The organism is Pseudomonas sp. Sample_10, from assembly GCF_004321495.1.
GTDB lineage: Bacteria > Pseudomonadota > Gammaproteobacteria > Pseudomonadales > Pseudomonadaceae > Aquipseudomonas.
The window spans coordinates 1-17364 of record NZ_RCOE01000108.1; the positions used below are offsets into that span (position 1 = coordinate 1).

Here is a 17364-nt window from a genome sequence, read left to right on the forward strand (position 1 = left end):
CTTCAGGAAGCACGCGTTATCGTTGACGCCCGTCGCGAGCAGGCTCGCTCCTACAAGGAATGCGCACCTGATCCATATTTTTTATGTTTTCTGCCTCTGTGATGAGTTACTCAAACCCTGTCAGGATAAATTGCACGAAGGATGACTGATATCAGGTTGAAAACGTCTTGATTCATTGCGCCCGTAATTCCATTCAGATATTCATCAAAGCACTAAAAAGCATTCAATTCACTTGGCGTATTTGAGATAAGTACCAAATATCATCATGGCAAGACAAAGTATCCATCCTGTTCCCCATGACACAAACAGCATTCGCTTAAAACCGGTGGGGAAATTTCGGGCTTCGGTGATATCCACAATTCCTCTTTTTGCGCAAGGTCCCGGCATCATGAGAATCATGGTGAGAAAACCGTTGCGCATGACCTTTCCTATAAGACCAGCATGTTGGTACAAGTCTCTGTTTGATTTAACAAAACTACTTTTCTGCAGCAATGCTTCCGCTTCTTCTGTATACACGTGGATCATGTAAAAAAGCCAAAGCTCTACAGCAAAAAGGGAGATAAGTAGAGCCAATGAAATAAGTCCGGAACAAAAGAATATAATTTGTTACTCCGTTCTATAGCATGCTGGTGTCATTTCGATTCGAGGTAGTTAAGGCATCCTTGTAGGATCATAAGAGTGATCGCTAACAACCATGCGAGTCCCCATGATGCTATAAGCATTAGCTTGAGGTGTTTTGGGAACTTCACGACTTCCGCTACATCAACAATACTTCTCTTTGCAGTGAACGATGGCGTTAACAGCACCATGGTTAGAACGCCGTTCCGTATGGCTTTCCCCATTATGCCCATATGGAAAAACGCTTTCCTGTTATTCTCTACAAAGCGACTGTTCGGTAATAGAGCTTCCGCTTTTTCGGTATAGACATGGACCATGTAAACTAACCATATGGTCAAAATAATATATAGCGGAAAGATTAATAGTAATGTTAATTTTAGTAGATAGCGCACCGCCGTACTACTTTGCTATATGTGAACCCAACAATGTTCGTACTCGGTACCCAGAATCGTTCGAGCTTTGTAGGGCTCCTTTATGCGATATCTCAACGATAGATGTTGATTATATGGCAGGAGATTTATCGATATACTTAATATAAGCTCCAAATATTACAAGGGAGACGGTAAATAGAGAACATGATGCCCAGGACGTAACGAACATCCACTTTAATTTGCGTGGGAAATTTTTTACGTCCTTCAAGTCAACAAGCCCTCTTTTGGCTAATAGTTTTGGATTTAGTAGTGCTAAAGTTAGGAAGCCATTACGCATGGCTTTTCCCATGAGACCTGCTGGTGAATAGATTTTAATATTTAGCTCGACAAAATTACTGTTCGGCAGCAAGTTTTCCGCCTTTTCAGTATAAATATGAACCATATAAATCAGCCACATCAGGATAAATGTATGTGGAACTCCTACGAAGAGTCCAATCAAACCGAGCGGTACTGAGTTCATTGCGCCATTTCGCTGTACAAATATTCGCCAACTATTTCACCGACGTTCTCCCCGAACGTCCCGCCAGCCCATCCTCCCACAGCACCTCCTATCACGCTGCACGCTAAGGCGCCAGTACCTCCAGTAGCAAGGCCTAACACCGCGATACACCCGTACGACGCCGCGAATCCGCCTAGAACACCCCCACCGGTTCCGCCACCCAAGCTAAGTACCAGGGAAGTCCCCTCAACATACTTCGCCTTAGTACACGCTTCCTCCCGCCCCAACGCACACGCCTGCCGGATATCCAGTCCAGTGGAAGCAACCTCCAGCGCGACGCCAATATAAACTCCGCGCTTGATGAGTTTCGCCGCCCTGGCCACTCCACTGACCTTTGTCGCATAACCGGCAATTTCGCCGGTACTCATGTAGCTTTTTGTCGAAATCCCCAACATCCGTTTTATCGAACCCTGATAACGAAGTCCGGAGCCCCAGGATGCTACGTTGCCAAGCTGATTTTCCAGCTTGGCGAACAGCAGGGCGCGTTCGCTGTAAAACCTGTCTCGGGCTGTTATTGAGCCGCTGCGCAGGTACTTTTTATGGGCTTGGTCGATTTCCTCCAGCGTAGTCTTGATTGCGGCCATGTGCTTGCTCCAGCCGTCACTGACGACACCGGCACCAATAGCGCCTTGAGCAAGCATGCCTTGCAGCAGTTCGTAGTTATCGAGAAAGAAGTCGTCAGCATCGACCTGATTGGTTAACAGGCCGATATGGATGTCCCGCGCCCTGGCCATCAAGTAGGCTTCTTCGCTGGTGCTCATAGGTGTAGACACATCACCGATGATCACCAACTCGCCAGCCAGCACCACGGAATTGACGATATGGCTGTTGAGTGCATCAAACTTGCTTTTGGCGATGCCGGTCAGGGCCAGTTGAGCCTTGAGTGACGCGTAGGTTTGCGATTGCGCATTGATGAACGCCAAAGGCTGTGCCATGTCAGCCTCACGAGTAGCGCTTGTTGTTGATGCGATCCCAGCCGCCCGCGATGTTGCCGCCACCGGCGCCGTCGCTGCGTTTTTGCTGGGTATAGACCGTTTTGATGCGGCCGTAGTCCAGTTGCACTATTTCAACGGGAATCCCTGCGGCGGCATTTTGCAGGTAGTCGGCGATGATCACTTCTTCGAGCACGATCTCGAAGTACTTGAGCTTGTCGCCGCCTGCACGGCTTAGAACCAGAGTGACCTCTTTCAGGTGTTCACCGGCGCAGCTGGCTTCCATCAGTTTGCAACTGGACTTGTCGAGTTCTTTGGTGAAAGTGAAAGTGCTGAGCGTCGTGCGCCCGGCAGTCGCGCCACCCGCTGAACTGGCGGTGGCGGAAGTACTTTGCTGAGTGCCAAAGCTGTAGCTGTTGACCTCGATCCAGTTCCGATGCTGCTCGTCCAAGGCTTCGCCCGGGATACCTTCGATTTTGATGTAAGCGTCAAATGCCATATGACCGCTCCTTGGCAATGGGGTTATTTATCCATGTTCGCAGGAGGGAATGTACGGGTTTCGAAACGGAGAAGGGCGCATTCAGCGATCGCTGATCATTCGAATCGGACGGTTCCTATTATGTTTTGGCTGGTGGATGTAAGACGTTTCCGTTCACGCCCATCGCGAGCAGGCTCGCTCCTACAGGGATTTGTATCTGATCCGTATTATTTTATGTTTTCTGCATCTGTAATGAGTGCAGTTTGCGCCTCACTATAGTGACCCGTTCCGCGACTCGGACGCGGTGCACCGCAACTTCAATATGCAGGAGGCCTTTATGGGCAAAATGGCGATTTTCCTCGGTGGTTTTTTGGTTGTGACGATTCTGATTGGCGTGCTCGCGACCATTTCGCCGGTGTGAATGACGGTTCAGTTCTTTTGCGCAATCTGGATCAGATTGCCGCACGTATCATCGAACACCGCGGTCGTCACCGGCCCCATCGCTGTTGGTGGCTGAGTGAAGTGCACGCCAGCAGCGAGCAGCCGTTGGTACTCGGCGTGAACGTCGTCGACGCCGAATGAGGTGTAGGGAATCCCATCCTGTTTGATCGCCGACTTGAACGGTTTCGCTGCCGGATGGGCATCGGGCTCCAACAGCAATTCGACGCCGTCTGGATCGCCGGTCGAGGTGAGCGTCAGCCAGCGGAACTGGCCCATCGGGATGTCATGCTTGAGTTCAAAACCGAGTACGTCCCGGTAGAAGGCCAGTGCCTTGTCCTGGTCGTCGACCATCACGCTGGTGACTACGATTTTCATGAGTTTTTCCTCCTGGATGAAGCGCAGTATTCTGCAAACAGCGTAGCGGGTGGCGGTGCCGGTGTTTACGATGGGCGACCACAGGGATCGAGGTTAAAACATGACATTGACGAACGAAGCATTGGTCAGGATCGCCATGACCAATCCCCTGAACGCTGAAATCAGCAGGCGCCTGCCCGCACTGGGTCTGAACCAGTGCATGCTCACTGCCGGATGTTTGTTCCAGGCGGTGTGGAATCGTCAATCGCAACAGTCGACGGCTTGGGGGGTGAAGGATTACGACGTTTTCTACTTCGATGATGATTTGTCATGGGAGGCTGAGAACGATGTCATCCAAGCCGCCCAACGCTTGTTCCACGACCTTGATGCCAACATCGAAATCAAGAATCAGGCCCGCGTTCATCTCTGGTACGGCCAGCGATTTGGTGGGGCCTATCCTCAGCTTGAATCAGCCAAGGACGGGATTGATCGCTACCTGATTGCGGGTACCTGCATTGGTCTGGATGTCGTCACCGGCGAAGTCTACGCGCCCAATGGGCTGGCCGACACCGAGTCAGGACTGCTGCGTATCAATCCCAAAAATCCCAAAATCGAACTGTTCGAACAGAAGGCCAAAAGTTACCAGGCGCGCTGGCCCTGGCTGAGGATCATCGAGCCGCAGCTTTCATGAACGCTGGTGGTGGTTACTTCGATGCCGCTGCCTGCTTGATATCCCCACAAAAAATATCAACGTTGCCATCGGTCGCAGCCGTGCGCACGAGTATGTGATGCTCACTGGTCAGCAGTTCAGGCAATGCCACCGGTACGCTTCTGGAAAAGGTCCAGCCGCGTATGGGTTGGCGCTCGGTGTTGACTCGGTCGTTCATGGCGTAGGCGACCGGGCCGGGCTGCTGGCAGCTGCCTTTGTTGATAAAACTGTAGAGGCGCAAGGGCAGGGTGGATCCCATTGGAGCGCCGCTGATGAAGAAGCTCAGTCCGGTCTGTTTGCCCCAATCGGACAACGTGACATTGCCGATCTGACCGGCATTCTGTCGGGTCGCATCAAGGTTCACGAAGACGCCATGGTTTGAGGATGAGGTGCAGCCGTAGACACCGAGGGTGATCGTCAGCGCCGCCAGTGAATATCTGAGTTTCATTGCTGCACTCCTTTGTTGAACATGAGCGGATGTCGCTGATTGATCACTCTGCGGCTGACAGCGGCGCTGCGCTATCGGCCGTGCGCGGCGTCGGCGAGTTGCCCGGTGTCGACCCGGACGAAAACCGAGTCGCCCACCGCTGTCAGTACGTCCCCGGCGAAGACCTCGCAGATGACTCGGGTTTTGCGTCCGACTTCGCCTTCAACGGTCGCCCGCAACGTCAGCGGCACGCCCATGGGTGTCGGCTTGATGAATTTGATGCCCAGGTTGCCGGTGACGCAATTGATCCGCGGCAGGCTCGCGACTTCGCGGTTTTCCTGACGGTAATGAAAGGCCATCGCCGTCCAGTTCGAGTGGCAGTCCACCAGCATCGCGATCAAGCCGCCGTAGACCAGGTCCGGCCAGCCGCAGTATTTGGTTTCGGGTACATGCTCGGCAACGACATGTTTGCCGTCCTCATGCCAGTAACTCTTGATGTGCAGTCCGTGTGGGTTGCTGCCACCGCAGCCGTAACAAACGCCGTCGGGTGCAGCGGTGTCTTGCAGGGAAGTCTCTGGGTTGGACATGTCTTGATTATCCGAAAAATGTGAATCCAGTGTTCAAGGGTGAATGTACCCGCTGCTACGGCGGCGTTAAATGCGTGCCAACGCCTGTGCGAGATCCGCGCGCAAGTCTTCGACGTCCTCGACCCCCACCGACAGCCGCACCAGCGCATCACCGATGCCCAGTTGCGCGCGGGTTTCCACGGGGATGGTGGCGTGGGTCATGATCGCCGGGTGTTCGATCAGGCTTTCAACGCCGCCCAGGCTTTCAGCAAGGGCGAAGATCTGCACGTTTTCGAGGAAGCGTCTTGAGCCGGCCAGGTCAGTATTGAGGTCGACGGAAATCATCCCGCCGAAGCCGCGCATTTGCTGGCGCGCCAGTTCGTGCTGCGGGTGTGAGGGCAGGCCTGGGTAGTACACGCGCGCCACTTGCGGTTGTTGCTCCAGCCATTGCGCCAGTTCCAGCGCGTTGCTGCAGTGGCGCTCCATGCGCAGCGCCAGGGTCTTGACCCCGCGCAAGGTGAGAAAGGCATCGAACGGCCCGGCGATGGCGCCCACGGCGTTTTGCAGGAAACCCAGGCGCTCCGCCAGTTCGGCGTTCTGGCCGACCACAGCGATGCCGCCGATCACATCCGAGTGACCGTTCAAATACTTGGTGGTCGAGTGCAGCACGATATCGAAACCCAGCTCCAGTGGGCGTTGGATCCACGGACTGGCAAAGGTGTTGTCGGCCACGCAGATGATGTCGCGAGCGCGGCAGATGCGGGCGATGGCGGCCAGGTCCGAGAGCCGCAGCAGCGGATTGCTCGGCGTCTCGACCATGACCATGCGCGTGTCTTCCTGTAACGCCGCCTCGAACGCCGACAGGTCGGTCAGGTCGACAAAACTGAATCGATGCCCGGCGCTGCGTTGGCGCACTTTGTCGAACAGGCGGAAAGTCCCGCCGTACAAGTCGTTGCCAGAAACGATGTGCGAGCCCGCATCGAGCAGTTCCAGCACCGTGGAAATGGTCGCCAGGCCGGAAGCGAAGGCGAACGCGCGGGAGCCGCCCTCCAGATCTGCCACGCAGCGTTCCAGTGCCCAGCGTGTCGGGTTGTGCGAGCGCCCGTAGTCGAGGCCCTTGTGTACGCCCGGACTTTGCTGCAGGTAAGTGGAGTTGGCATAGATCGGCGGCATCAACGCCCCGGTGGACGGGTCCGGCTCTTGCCCGGCGTGAATCACTCGGGTGGCAAAACCATGGGCGGCGCCCGTTTTATCGTGCTGACTCATGCAAGGGATCTCCGTAGATGATTGAGCAAGTCGACCCGGGTGATCAGGCCGTGGAAGCCTGTGGTATCGGCGATGATCGCCACCAGTCCGCGGTCGAGTTCTTCCTGCAGTTCAGCGAGGCTGGCGGCGGGTGGCAGGGTTTGCAGTTTGTCGGTCATGGCGTCGGCGACAGTCAGGCGGAAGTGCGAAGCGTCCTGATGCACCCGCAGCAATATGTCAGATTCATCGATCACCCCGACCAGGCGCTGGCCGTCAATCAGCACCGGCAGTTGCGAGACGTCCGCCAGGCGCATGCGCTGGAACGCGGTGAGCAAAGTGTCGTCGGGGCCGACGCTGATCACCCGGCCGTCCTCGAAGCGCCGCGCAATCAGGTCGCGCAGGTCGCCGTAGCGTTTGCTTTGCAGCAAGCCCTGGTCGCTCATCCATTGGTCGTTGTAGACCTTCGACAGATAGCGAGTGCCGGTGTCGCAGACAAAGCTGACCACGCGTTTGGGCGCGGTCTGTTCGCGGCAATAGCGCAACGCCGCTGCTAACAGGGTGCCGGTCGAAGAGCCACCGAGGATGCCTTCGGCGCGCAATAACTGGCGAGCGTGATCGAAGCTTTCTTCATCGCTGATCGAGTAGGCGTGGCGCACGCTGGAGAGGTCGGCAATCGACGGGATGAAGTCCTCGCCGATGCCTTCCACTGCCCAGGAGCCCGGGGTGCCGATGGCGCCGCTGCGGCTGTATTCGGCCATCACTGAGCCGACCGGGTCCGCCAGCACCATCTCCAGCTCCGGCTGTACGCGCTTGAAGAAACGGGTCAGGCCGGTCAGTGTGCCGGCCGAACCGACACCGACGACAATGGCATCGACATCGTGCTGGGTCTGCGCCCAGATCTCCGGCGCGGTGCTGCACTCGTGGGCCAGCGGGTTGGCCGGATTGTTGAATTGATCGGCAAAAAAGGCGTCGGGAATCTCACTCGCCAAGCGTCCGGCAACGTCCTGGTAATACTCCGGATGACCCTTGCCGACATCGGATCGGGTGATGTGCACTTCGGCGCCCATGGCCTTGAGGTGCAGGACTTTCTCGGTGGACATCTTGTCCGGCACCACCAGCACCACCCGGTAACCTTTGGCGCGGCCGACCAGCGCCAGGCCCAGGCCAGTATTGCCAGCGGTGGCTTCGACGATCGTGCCACCGGGTCGCAGGCGACCGTCGCGCTCGGCGGCGTCGATCATGGCCAGACCGATACGGTCCTTGATGGAGCCGCCGGGGTTTTGTGATTCGAGCTTGAGAAACAGGGTGCAGGGGCCGGTATCGAAACGGCTGACACGCACCAGTGGCGTGTTGCCGATCAGTTCAAGTACCGCGGGGCGGGAGTTATCAGGCATGTGGTCACCTCACTGCGCAAATGCGCACAGGATGAACAAAAGGGGCGGCCAGTCATGGCGCCGGTTGTCGATATTGTTGTGTCTGGACCATAGGCCGGGATCGGCTCATTCGCAACCGCTCCCGGTCAGTCGGTCGCGTTGCCGGGCGATACAATGGCGATGATTTCAGAGCGGATTTGGCAGAGCCTGCCAAGGCTGCCAGTGACCCCGGCGTTGGGGAAATACCCTGAATCCGGTGACCTGTTTGGGGGGCTGCATTTGACTGGCTGTACGAGGGAGATAGATGCAGGAGAAAGTGGAAAAACAAAGATTCAGAGCGTGACAATAATCATCACCAGATTAACTTCCTGCATCAGCTGCGTAATGCTCACAAGCCCCGTGGCTTGCATCGCCGCCATGAGCATTGCCGGTTGTGGTGTCAGTGAGAGTGTGGCCAGCAGTTGAATATCCGGCGCAACTTTCTCGATAAGGCCAATGGCCGCGAACGTTGCGCCGGTCACCCAGACGGCCACCGCGGCTGCGGCTACGGTGGCGATGATGATCACGGCAGCGACCAAGGCAGTGATGAGCACTGCCATCATTGCTTGTCCTGCCATGACCACCTCCGCCGATTGATGAGTGCATGAATCTGCCACAGCAAGGGGCGGGCCAAATCCCCGCCCTGGTTGCTGCGCTAACTGTCACTGGGTTATCGGTGCCGAGACGGTCACAGTCACCGTCGCCGGTGCCGACAGGGCGTTCCTGGTATCGCTGGCCTGATAAGTAAAGCTTGCCGTGAACGGCGCGGCGATTGTGGCCGGTGGCGTGTAGACCACACGTGCGCCATCAGTGCTGACCGTGCCCTTGCCGACACCCGGTTGCGTCAGGCCTGTCACTTTGAGCGGTACGTTGCCGTCAGGGTCGTTGTCGTTGGCCAGGACATTTATCGTCAGCGGTCTGCCGTCGCTGCTGACAGCGCTGTCGGGATAGGCGAGCGGTTTTTTGTTTTCGACTTCACCTGTGCGAAAGGTCGGCAGCGCCGCCGAGTTCACGTAGGTAACGCCGTCCCAGCCGGGCAGGGGTGTTGGCATCAACTGGAATTGGCCAGGCTTCTCGACGTCCCAGCGCAGCAGCATCGAAGTGTCCTCGTGCTGGGTGTTGTGGCAGTGCTCCATGTAGGTTCCGGCGAACTCGCGGAAGCGGACAGCTATTTCCACGTCCACTGAACTGTCGATGCCTTCGCCGATGCGATAGACGTCTTTGCGCGCGCCTTTTTCCCATTCAGGCGGGGCCTTGCCGTCGCGGTTGAGAACGATGCCTTCTTCGAAGTGCACGTGCACCGGGTGGGTCCAGCCGTTGCCGCCGTTCTTGATTTTCCACACTTCCAGCGTGCCGTCGCCGCTGTAGCCAGCGTCGGTTGGGCCGTTGGCCAGTTGCGGGGCGGCGTTGATGCGCCGTGAGTCATGCTGGTAGCCAAAACCACCGTCGGTCTTGATCGTCCAGGGTTCCTGGTCGGTGCCGTCGGAGCGGCCGAAGATGAACTCGCGATGCCGGGCCGCCTTGAGTTTGGTTTGGACGGTCGGGTCGTCGCGGTTAAGGGTCAGTGGGATCATGACCTTGCCAGCGGCTTTGCCGGGTTTGGCCGGTTCATAATCAGCCGGGTTCATACTCACGTCCGTGCCGCTGTAAGGCTGGACCACCAGTTGCAGAAACTTGCCCACCACCGGATCGCCGTTGTCCCATTCCAGCCCTTTGCTACCCAGCTTCAGCACCGCCTTGTACTTGCCGGACAGCACGTCGGCCAGACTGAGCGGATCCATCTCCGGCCCTTTGCCGGTCTGATGCGCCATCAGGTTGACGAAGTACAGTTTGTCGCCGGTCTTGATCCCGTTTTTCGCGAAGTTGACGATGATGTCGTAACGCTCAGCAATGCCTTGGGCGGGGAGGATGGCGTTGTGGTCCTGCAGGTCACCGTCGGCATCCAGGTCCATGCTGCCGTCGAACGGCACGGCGTGTTCCATGATGTTGCCGTCGTTGCCGATCAGGTGGAACGGCACCCGGGCGAAGGACACCCCGGAACCTGCCGGCCCCGGGAACTCACCGCCGGTGCCGGCGATTTCGCGGACCAGTGCGATGCGGAAATAGCGCGATACCGAGCCGTTGAGAATGCGGAAGCGGTAGCTGCGCGCGCGGACTTTCAGGCGCGGCTGATACTGCCAGTTGACCAGGATCTGATCGCCAAGAAAGCCGTCGGTGTTGAACGGGTTGAACCACAGCTGACCGTTCTTATCCCAGGCCTTGTCGGCCACCATCAGGTTGACGTCATAGTCGCGGTTGCCCCAGGGCAATGCCGAACCGCTGGGCAGGCGCAGGTTGACGCCGTCTTCCATCGCCTCATTGCCACGATCCAGGGCGCTGTAATAATTCATCATCACCGCGTTGCCCTTGTAGACGTTCTGTGCGGTGAAATCGAGCATGTGGTCGTGGAACCAGTGGGTGCTCATGGTTTCGCGCCAGTCGCCACGGATCTTGATGGTGCCGTTGTTGCAGGTCTTCAGACCCGGGCTGGCATCGTTGACGAACAGGGTTTCGCCCGGTGCGCAGGGGAACGCCGCGCGTGGGTCTTCGGCCTTGGTGTTGATGGTGTCGTAGCCGGCCAGTTGCAGTGGCCAGCGATAGTCGTAGTACTGCCCCGGAAAGAAAAACGCGTTGGTATAGCCGTCGCTTTCGGCCGGGGAGTGGCCGTTGTGTTCGTGGGTGCTGAGGGTGTGCAGACCAAAACCCATGTTGGCCGCCGGATCAATGGGCAGGGCGTTGTAGTGACGCATCAGCACCGGTTGGCCATGCCGCGCCATCAGCAGTTTTACCGGGAAGGTGCCGTCGAAGGTCCACAGCGCTTTGTGGTTCTGGATCGGCATATTGGGGTGAAAGCGGGTGTCGATGCCTTTGGTGGTGCCGACAATGTTGGGGTTGTCCGAGGTCTGGTAATAGAGCCCGCCAGGTCCGAACTCACCGACGGCATAGTTGTGCATCTGCCTGCGGTCGCGCATGCCGCCGTTGATTCTGGCGCCCGCTTGCACGGTTTTGAAAGCGACCTGCGGGTAGAACTCGTTCCAACGCTGATGGGACCAGCCTTTTCCCGGCGGACGACCTTCAGCCGGCGAACCGACCGGATGGCGGTTGAGGAAAGCTTCAACCTGCGACTTCCACGGATTGCGATCCAGCACGTTGGAGTATTGCGACGGAAACGGATAGAGCCCGGGCTGGCGCATGAACGCTTCCAGTGCTGACGTCGACGGGCCGCTGCGAGCGATGCTGTTCGGGTCCTGTTGTGGCGCTGGACCAGCGAGAGGCACGGGGAAGGTCAGCGGTGGCGCGGGCAGGGTCGGGTCGAGTTTTTCCGTGCCGAACTCCTCCAACAGCAGCAATTGCTGGGTGAAGGGTTGCGCCCCGAACAATGGGCTGGGTTTGCCGTTGGTGGGGATTTTGAACGAGGTTTGCAGGCTCGGCGGCAGCACGTTTTCAGTGCGCGGGGTGTTGCGGTCCCCGTACGCGCCGTTCGGCAGGGCCAGCGCGCCCTGGTTGGTCTCGGGCATGGTTTTCAAGGCTTCCAGCGCTGCCGCAGGGTCGGCAGGCGGATTGGAATACGCCGAGGGGTCCGTCGGTGGCGGCTGACTGAAGTCGTCGAGCGGCACGGCATGGGCAGTGTTGAGGGTCAGAAGCACCGCACAGGACAGGCTTGACCTGCGCAGCAAGTGGATGGAATTGAATGGTGGTGTCAGGCTTTTCATTGTTCACCCCTCGCGTAATGCCCCGCCGTCTCCACGTTCGGGACGACAGCTGATGCGGGTACACAGGGTGGAGCAACAAATGAGCCATTACCGCAGGGCGAAAAGAAAGTTCAATTTTGTTGACTGTTGTGATAAGTGATGTAAGTGACAGGGTCAGAGGGTGGGTGATATTCCTCAAGTTTGGTGGTGATTCCCCAACTTATTGGGTGTAGATCCCCACTTGTGCGAATGGTAATTGTCTTGTTTTGGACAGTGTTTGGATCCAAGAAAGTCAGCGGTTGCGAGAGAGTAATACCTATTTGCAGGGGTTGTATGCGGTTAAGGGAAAGCTTTTCAACAGAAGGGAATGTCAAAAATGACTGGTCATCAAGGCCGGTCGGTTTTCAATTGCCTCGACCGGCTCTCAGCTGAACGTTAGTTGGTGACCAGCAGTTCCGGACCAAGGTAGTCGTTGATTTGATTGATGTCGTCGTCACCCAGACTGCCTACCGAAGAAGCCAGGCGCAGACGCGACATCAGGTAGCGCAACTTCGCTTCGAACAGATCGTGGCGTGCAACGTACAGCAACTCTTCGGCGTTGAGGACGTCCGAGTTGGTGTTGGTACCGCCTTCCTTGAAGCCTTTGCGTGTCGACATCAGTGAGCGTTCGTTGGACTCCACGGCCCGCTCCAGCGCTTGAATGCGCTTGGCGCCGCTGTGTATGCCGGCAAACTCGCGGGTGGTTCCGGAGATCACTTCCTGTCGCGTGGCGTCGAGTTCATCCAGGGCCTTGAAACTGTTTGCGCTGGCCTGGCGTGTCAGGGCGCTGGTGCCGCCGCCGTTGTACAGCGGGAAATTGACTTCCAGCCCGATGGAGCCGTAGCGGTTGCGTTGATTGAGCTCGGAGATTGATTGGCTGTCGCCTGCGGTGTAGCCGGCCACAAAATCCAGTGTCGGCCAGTGACCAGCCCGGGCACGCTTCACTTCTTCTTCGGCGAGGTTGCTGCTGTGCCTGCGCGCATGGATCAGCGGACTGTCGGTCTGGGCCTTGATCAACCAGTCTTGAAGGTTGCTCGGCAGCAGCGGTGGCGTTTCGAAGCCGGGACGCAACGTGGTCAGCGATTCAGGGGTTTCTCCGATGAACTCCTCAAGCTTGCGACGCGCATTGATCAGCTTGTCCTGCGCTTCGATCAGCTCGGCTTCGGCCAGGTCGCGGCGAGCGATCGACTCGTCGATGTCAGTGATGGTGCCGGCCCCCAGCTCCATACGCCGTTTCGCAGAGGCGAGTTGCTCATCGAAGGCGTTCAATTTGGACTTGGCGAGCACGATGGTTTCGCTGGCCAGGAGCACGTCGAAGTAGCTTTCGGCCAGGCGTACTGCCGCGTCCTGGCTCTTGGCATCGAACACCGCGACGCTGTAGTCGGCGCGTTGCTGACCCTGGCGGTACTCGGCCATTTTCTGTTTGTTGAACAGCGGTTGGCGCAACCGCACGTTGGCGCCCTTGGAGTCGTAGTCCAGATCCCGTTCGACACCGCTCTGGCGCTGGGTGCCGTTGACCTTGTTGTCGTAGGCCGAGGCACTGATCTGCGGTAGCAGGCCGGCCTGGCCGATGGCGCGGTTTTCCAGGCCGGCCTCTTTTTCATGCACCGCGGCGCGGTAGACGGGGCCTTGGTATTGCAGCAGATCCCAGGCTTGTTTGAGGTCCATGGCGCTGGCCGGGAGTGACAATCCCAGCAGGCAGAAAATCAGGCAATGACGGTCCATTTCATTGTTCCTTGAAGGCGCTGTCGACACGTTCGAGCATCGGTTTGAGAAGATAGCTCATCAAGTTGCGCTCGCCAGTCTTGATCGTGACGCTGGCGGGCATGCCCGGGCGAATGTGATTGCTGCCCAGCAGACTCATGCCATCGGGCGTGACTTCTACCTGAGCCAGATAGAACGGTTGCTTGCTTTCCTCGTCGAGCAGGCGGTCGGCGGAAACGGTCTTTACTCGGCCAGGAATATTGGGCGTCTGGGCATGGTTGAAAGCCGGAAACGCGATGTCCACGTCCAGGCCGGGAACCATTTTGTCGATGGCCTGGACGGGAATCATCGCGTCGACTTGCAGGGGTTCGTTGCCCGGAACGATTTCCATGATCTTGAAGCCCGGCTGAATGATCCCGCCGATGGTTGCGATGCTCAGTGACTGCACCATGCCATCGATGGGCGAGCGAATGACCGTGTGACTCACCTCGTAGTCCAGCGCCCGCAAGCGGTCGGCCAGGGTGGTGTTTTCCTTGGCGGTGTCGGTGAGCTGCGATTCGACTTCCTTCTGGTAATCATGCTGGCGCTGCAAGATGCGCAGTTTGATTTCGGTGGTCTGACTGCGTATGCGAGCGATGTTGTTCAGGTTTTCCGCCTGGCCTGCGGAGAGGTCGGCGTTGCTGCGTTCCAGTTCGAGCAGGCGGTTGCGCGGCACATAGCCTTCGGCCGCCAGCACGCGGGTGCCTTGCATTTCCTGGTTGAGGAAGTTGATCTGCGAGGCGCGGGCGCCATAGACCTGCTGCAGACCCTTGAGCTGGACTGCCGATGCCGCGAGGTTTTCCTGGAGGATGCTGATTTCGCCAGCGAGGCCGGCGCGCCGTGTATCCAGCAAGCGCTGTTGCAAATTCATGGCGGCGACCAGACGGGGGTCATTGCCGAATCGCTTGAGCAATTCGGGATCGAAGGTCACCACGTCGCGCCCGTCCCGTTCCGCTTCCAGGCGGTTTTCGACGGTCTTGCTGACGATGTACTGGGCGCTTACGGCACCCTGTTCGGCAACGGCGCGCAGTGAGTCGAGGCGGACGACTTCCTGGCCTTGTTTCACGGCATCGCCTTCGCGGACAAAAATGGCTTCCACCGTGCCACCGCTCAGATGTTGTACGGCTTTACGGTTGCTGGTGACTTTTACCGTGCCTGTCGCAACCACGCCGGCATCCAACGGCGCCAGCCAGGACCACAGGAGGAAACCGCCGAAGCCGGCCAGCACCAGCCACATGCCCCGGCGCAGGGGTTTGCCGACGTCCAGATCGACCTCGTTTCTGGGATCGGCGTGAATCAGGTCCGTGTGTGGGCTCATCTGCATGATCGGGTCACTCCCGTGCTTTAACGGAGGCCAGCGGAGTCGATGCGCCTGCAGGCATCACACTGGCCTTGCGCAGCGCTGCGAATACTTCGTCCCGTGTGCCCAGCATCTGCACGCCGCCATCGCGCAGCATCAGCACCTTATCGACGGCGCAGAGTACGTTCGGGCGGTGGGAAATCAGAATGACGGTGGCACCGCGCTTCTTGAGCTGGCCCAGGGCATCGACCAGAGCCTTTTCGCCGACGTCGTCGAGGTTGGCGTTCGGCTCGTCCAGCACAATCAGATTGGGCTCTCCGTACAGCGCGCGGGCCAGGGCGATGCGCTGTTTCTGGCCGCCGGAAAGGGGGCTGCCATCGGTACCCAGGCGGGTCTCATAACCCTGCGCAAAACGCAGGATCATCTCGTGCACCCCTGTCGTCCTCGCGGCCTGGATGACCGCGTCGCTGTCCACTTCGCCAAAGCGCGCAATGTTTTCGGCGATGGTGCCTTCGAACAGTTCCACGTCCTGTGGCAGGTAGCCGAGCCAGGGTCCGAGTTCGCCCTTGTTCCAGGTGAATATGTCCGCGCCGTCAAGGCGCACTTTGCCGGCCTGTGTCGGCCAGACGCCGACCAGCAAGCGGGCGAGGGTGGATTTTCCCGAGGCGGATGGGCCGATAACCCCGAGGCTTTCGCCCGGCGAAAGGTTGAAACTTACCCCGCGCAAAATCGTGTTGCTGGTACCGGGTGAGCCTGCATACACATTCTCCACCCCGAGCATGCCCAGCGGACGCTGCAGCGGCATGCTGGGTGGTCGGCGCGGAAAGTCTTCCAGCATCTCGTTGAGCCGGCTCCAGGCCGAGCGGCAACCGAGCAGTTGTTTCCATGACGCGATGACTTGTTCCACCGGGGCCAGTGCGCGGCCGGTGAGGATCGAGCAGGCAATCATCATCCCGGGGGTAATCTTGCCTTCGATGGCCAGCAGCGCGCCCGCGCCGAGGATCAGTGACTGCAAGGTGATGCGCACGAAGCGCCCGATGCTGCTGATCAGCGCGGCGCGATCGGAGGCCAGGGTCTGCATTTCCAGGATGCGCAAATGGCTTTGGTACCAGCGTTTGCCAATCGACGGCAGCATGCCCATGGCCTCGATGACTTCAGCGTTACGCAGGTTGTTGTTGGCGTAGCAGGCGGAAGAGAGGGCGGCATGATTGGCTTCGGCCAGGGGTTTCTGCGTCGCCTTTTCGGTGAGATAGGCCAGGCCCACCAGAATCAGTGATCCGATCAGGGTGACCAGTCCAAGCAGTGGGTGGATCAGGTAGGCAACCAGCAAATAGATCGGCGTCCACGGTGCATCGAAGAAAGCGAACAGGGCATTGCCGGTGATGAACTGTCGAACCTGTGAGAGATCTTGCAGGGCCTGGGCTGGATTGCCTCCGGCGCGATTCAGATTACGCTCGAATGCGGCGGTGAAAACGCGTCGGTTGAGGTCCATGTCCAGGCAATTGCCGACCCGGATCAGCACTCGGGTGCGGACCAGTTCCAGCGTGGACATCAGCAGGAACAGCCCGATCACCAACAACGTCAACATCGTCAAAGTGGTGACGTTTCGACTGACCAGTGCCCGATCATAGACCTGGAGCATGTACACGGCTGGCGTCAACATCATGACGTTTATCACGCCGCTGAACGCGGCCAGCGAATAAAAACTGCGGCGCAGGCGAAAAATCGCGGCGGCAAGTTCGGAGCGGACGTTCGACTGCTTCTGCATGTTGATAATCCCTCTCCGAAATCCGGTTTGCGATGAGGCAAGGCAGCTTGTGCAAGTGTTGTGCCGGCCCCTAGATGTAGGGGCATGGTCGGCTCATCGACGCAAGTTGTAGCGCTCTCGAAAAAGTTCAAAAAATATTTTCCTTCTGCCTTGGAGCGTAGGTGGCGTTTGTTTCTCTAGCGATACAGTTTTAAATAACATTTCGCTCTACAGATAATCTTGAATTTCTATATATCCTTTAAGAACAATTAGTTGAGTACCCAAATTTGGGTGATCTTTTTTTGTGCCGAAATATTGACAGCTAGTTGCTATGGAACTTTAGTCATGGTTGGGGAGACGCCCTCCTGAAGCCTGCCATCGCTTTGGCAACGCAGGCCACGGTGTTTCTTGAAGGAGCACAGCATGTCGAGCATCTCGTTCTACCTCGCAGTCACGGAGCTACTCCGGAAGTTCGCTTCGACTTCCAGATTCCATGGGCCACCAACGGCTCGGAATCGCTCTGGCTGATTACTCAGCGAGCAATTGAAAACGCGAATTCCAGGCGCGCATTCACCGGCGCAGAGAACGGCTTTGCCTGTTCCATGCCTGCTCTCGCCAAACACTGAAACAAAGAACTGCGCAAGCCAGCACGTGACTTGGCGCGGGCGGATTTCTTCGTCCCGAGCCTTTCC

At 57.9% G+C, this 17364-nt stretch carries 15 protein-coding genes; 1 reads left to right on the forward strand and 14 read right to left on the reverse strand.

All coding sequences use genetic code 11. The features are described 5' to 3' along the window. Window positions 1-228 precede the first annotated feature (228 nt). The 5 genes from D8U18_RS09770 to D8U18_RS09790 form a co-directional block, all read right to left on the reverse strand. Window positions 229-573 (reverse strand): hypothetical protein, encoded by a 345-nt coding sequence (locus tag D8U18_RS09770; RefSeq protein WP_131107522.1) that lies wholly within the window; start codon window positions 571-573, stop codon window positions 229-231. Window positions 574-1119: 546 nt separating this feature from the next. After that, the gene (locus D8U18_RS09775) at window positions 1120-1509 is read right to left on the reverse strand and encodes a hypothetical protein (protein WP_131107523.1); all 390 of its coding nucleotides are present in this window, start codon (window positions 1507-1509) and stop codon (window positions 1120-1122) included. Continuing rightward, window positions 1506-2483 carry a hypothetical protein gene (locus tag D8U18_RS09780; protein WP_056853372.1) on the reverse strand — a complete coding sequence of 326 codons (978 nt, stop codon included), beginning with the start codon at window positions 2481-2483 and terminating at the stop codon, window positions 1506-1508. The genes D8U18_RS09775 and D8U18_RS09780 overlap by 4 nt, the downstream gene beginning before the upstream one ends. 7 nt (window positions 2484-2490) lie before the next feature. Further along, window positions 2491-2979: a type VI secretion system tube protein Hcp gene (locus D8U18_RS09785; protein ID WP_056853373.1), complete on the reverse strand. Its 489-nt coding sequence runs from the start codon at window positions 2977-2979 to the stop codon at window positions 2491-2493. Window positions 2980-3387: 408 nt separating this feature from the next. After that, on the reverse strand, window positions 3388-3774 hold the full coding sequence (locus D8U18_RS09790) for a VOC family protein (RefSeq protein ID WP_056853374.1): 387 nt from the start codon (window positions 3772-3774) through the stop codon (window positions 3388-3390). A gap of 136 nt (window positions 3775-3910) precedes the next feature. On the opposite strand from D8U18_RS09790, the gene D8U18_RS09795 reads away from it, so the two are divergent. Then, a complete protein-coding gene (locus D8U18_RS09795) occupies window positions 3911-4444 on the forward strand; it encodes a nucleotidyltransferase family protein (RefSeq protein ID WP_236708416.1) in 534 nt (177 codons plus the stop codon). 13 nt (window positions 4445-4457) lie between these two features. On the opposite strand, the gene D8U18_RS09800 is transcribed toward D8U18_RS09795, so the two are convergent. The 9 genes from D8U18_RS09800 to D8U18_RS09840 form a co-directional block, all read right to left on the reverse strand. After that, a complete protein-coding gene (locus tag D8U18_RS09800) occupies window positions 4458-4910 on the reverse strand; it encodes a hypothetical protein (protein ID WP_131107524.1) in 453 nt (150 codons plus the stop codon). Between the two features lie 71 nt (window positions 4911-4981). After that, complete coding sequence (locus D8U18_RS09805; protein ID WP_056853377.1) at window positions 4982-5476, reverse strand: hypothetical protein; 495 nt, start codon at window positions 5474-5476, stop codon at window positions 4982-4984. Window positions 5477-5542: 66 nt separating this feature from the next. Continuing rightward, entirely contained in the window at window positions 5543-6721 is a 1179-nt protein-coding gene (locus D8U18_RS09810; protein ID WP_130904693.1) for a PLP-dependent aspartate aminotransferase family protein, read from the reverse strand. Then, complete coding sequence (locus D8U18_RS09815) at window positions 6718-8094, reverse strand: pyridoxal-phosphate dependent enzyme (RefSeq protein WP_131107525.1); 1377 nt, start codon at window positions 8092-8094, stop codon at window positions 6718-6720. The genes D8U18_RS09810 and D8U18_RS09815 overlap by 4 nt, the downstream gene beginning before the upstream one ends. Window positions 8095-8405: 311 nt before the next feature. After that, entirely contained in the window at window positions 8406-8690 is a 285-nt protein-coding gene (locus tag D8U18_RS09820; protein WP_130906972.1) for a hypothetical protein, read from the reverse strand. An 84-nt stretch (window positions 8691-8774) separates the two neighbouring features. Then, window positions 8775-11864 carry a multicopper oxidase domain-containing protein gene (locus D8U18_RS09825; protein ID WP_241664314.1) on the reverse strand — a complete coding sequence of 1030 codons (3090 nt, stop codon included), beginning with the start codon at window positions 11862-11864 and terminating at the stop codon, window positions 8775-8777. A 414-nt stretch (window positions 11865-12278) separates the two neighbouring features. Beyond that, window positions 12279-13607, reverse strand: a complete 1329-nt coding sequence (locus tag D8U18_RS09830) for a TolC family outer membrane protein (protein ID WP_056853381.1) — start codon at window positions 13605-13607, stop codon at window positions 12279-12281. A gap of 1 nt (window position 13608) precedes the next feature. After that, window positions 13609-14949, reverse strand: coding sequence for an HlyD family type I secretion periplasmic adaptor subunit (locus D8U18_RS09835; RefSeq protein ID WP_131107526.1), 1341 nt, complete (start codon window positions 14947-14949; stop codon window positions 13609-13611). Between the two features lie 7 nt (window positions 14950-14956). Then, window positions 14957-16693, reverse strand: coding sequence for a type I secretion system permease/ATPase (locus tag D8U18_RS09840; RefSeq protein ID WP_056853383.1), 1737 nt, complete (start codon window positions 16691-16693; stop codon window positions 14957-14959). Window positions 16694-17364: the final 671 nt, after the last annotated feature.

What these genes read in the sequence shown, in the direction of transcription:
- D8U18_RS09775 (WP_131107523.1), bottom strand. Translation starts at nt 1,509, where the DNA reads ATGAACTCAGTACCGCTCGGTTTGATTGGACTCTTCGTAGGAGTTCCA.
- D8U18_RS09780 (WP_056853372.1), bottom strand. Translation starts at nt 2,483, where the DNA reads ATGGCACAGCCTTTGGCGTTCATCAATGCGCAATCGCAAACCTACGCG.
- D8U18_RS09785 (WP_056853373.1), bottom strand. Translation starts at nt 2,979, where the DNA reads ATGGCATTTGACGCTTACATCAAAATCGAAGGTATCCCGGGCGAAGCC.
- D8U18_RS09790 (WP_056853374.1), bottom strand. Translation starts at nt 3,774, where the DNA reads ATGAAAATCGTAGTCACCAGCGTGATGGTCGACGACCAGGACAAGGCA.
- D8U18_RS09795 (WP_236708416.1), top strand. Translation starts at nt 3,911, where the DNA reads ATGACCAATCCCCTGAACGCTGAAATCAGCAGGCGCCTGCCCGCACTG.
- D8U18_RS09800 (WP_131107524.1), bottom strand. Translation starts at nt 4,910, where the DNA reads ATGAAACTCAGATATTCACTGGCGGCGCTGACGATCACCCTCGGTGTC.
- D8U18_RS09805 (WP_056853377.1), bottom strand. Translation starts at nt 5,476, where the DNA reads ATGTCCAACCCAGAGACTTCCCTGCAAGACACCGCTGCACCCGACGGC.
- D8U18_RS09810 (WP_130904693.1), bottom strand. Translation starts at nt 6,721, where the DNA reads ATGAGTCAGCACGATAAAACGGGCGCCGCCCATGGTTTTGCCACCCGA.
- D8U18_RS09815 (WP_131107525.1), bottom strand. Translation starts at nt 8,094, where the DNA reads ATGCCTGATAACTCCCGCCCCGCGGTACTTGAACTGATCGGCAACACG.
- D8U18_RS09820 (WP_130906972.1), bottom strand. Translation starts at nt 8,690, where the DNA reads ATGGCAGGACAAGCAATGATGGCAGTGCTCATCACTGCCTTGGTCGCT.
- D8U18_RS09825 (WP_241664314.1), bottom strand. Translation starts at nt 11,864, where the DNA reads ATGAAAAGCCTGACACCACCATTCAATTCCATCCACTTGCTGCGCAGG.
- D8U18_RS09830 (WP_056853381.1), bottom strand. Translation starts at nt 13,607, where the DNA reads ATGGACCGTCATTGCCTGATTTTCTGCCTGCTGGGATTGTCACTCCCG.
- D8U18_RS09835 (WP_131107526.1), bottom strand. Translation starts at nt 14,949, where the DNA reads ATGCAGATGAGCCCACACACGGACCTGATTCACGCCGATCCCAGAAAC.
- D8U18_RS09840 (WP_056853383.1), bottom strand. Translation starts at nt 16,693, where the DNA reads ATGCAGAAGCAGTCGAACGTCCGCTCCGAACTTGCCGCCGCGATTTTT.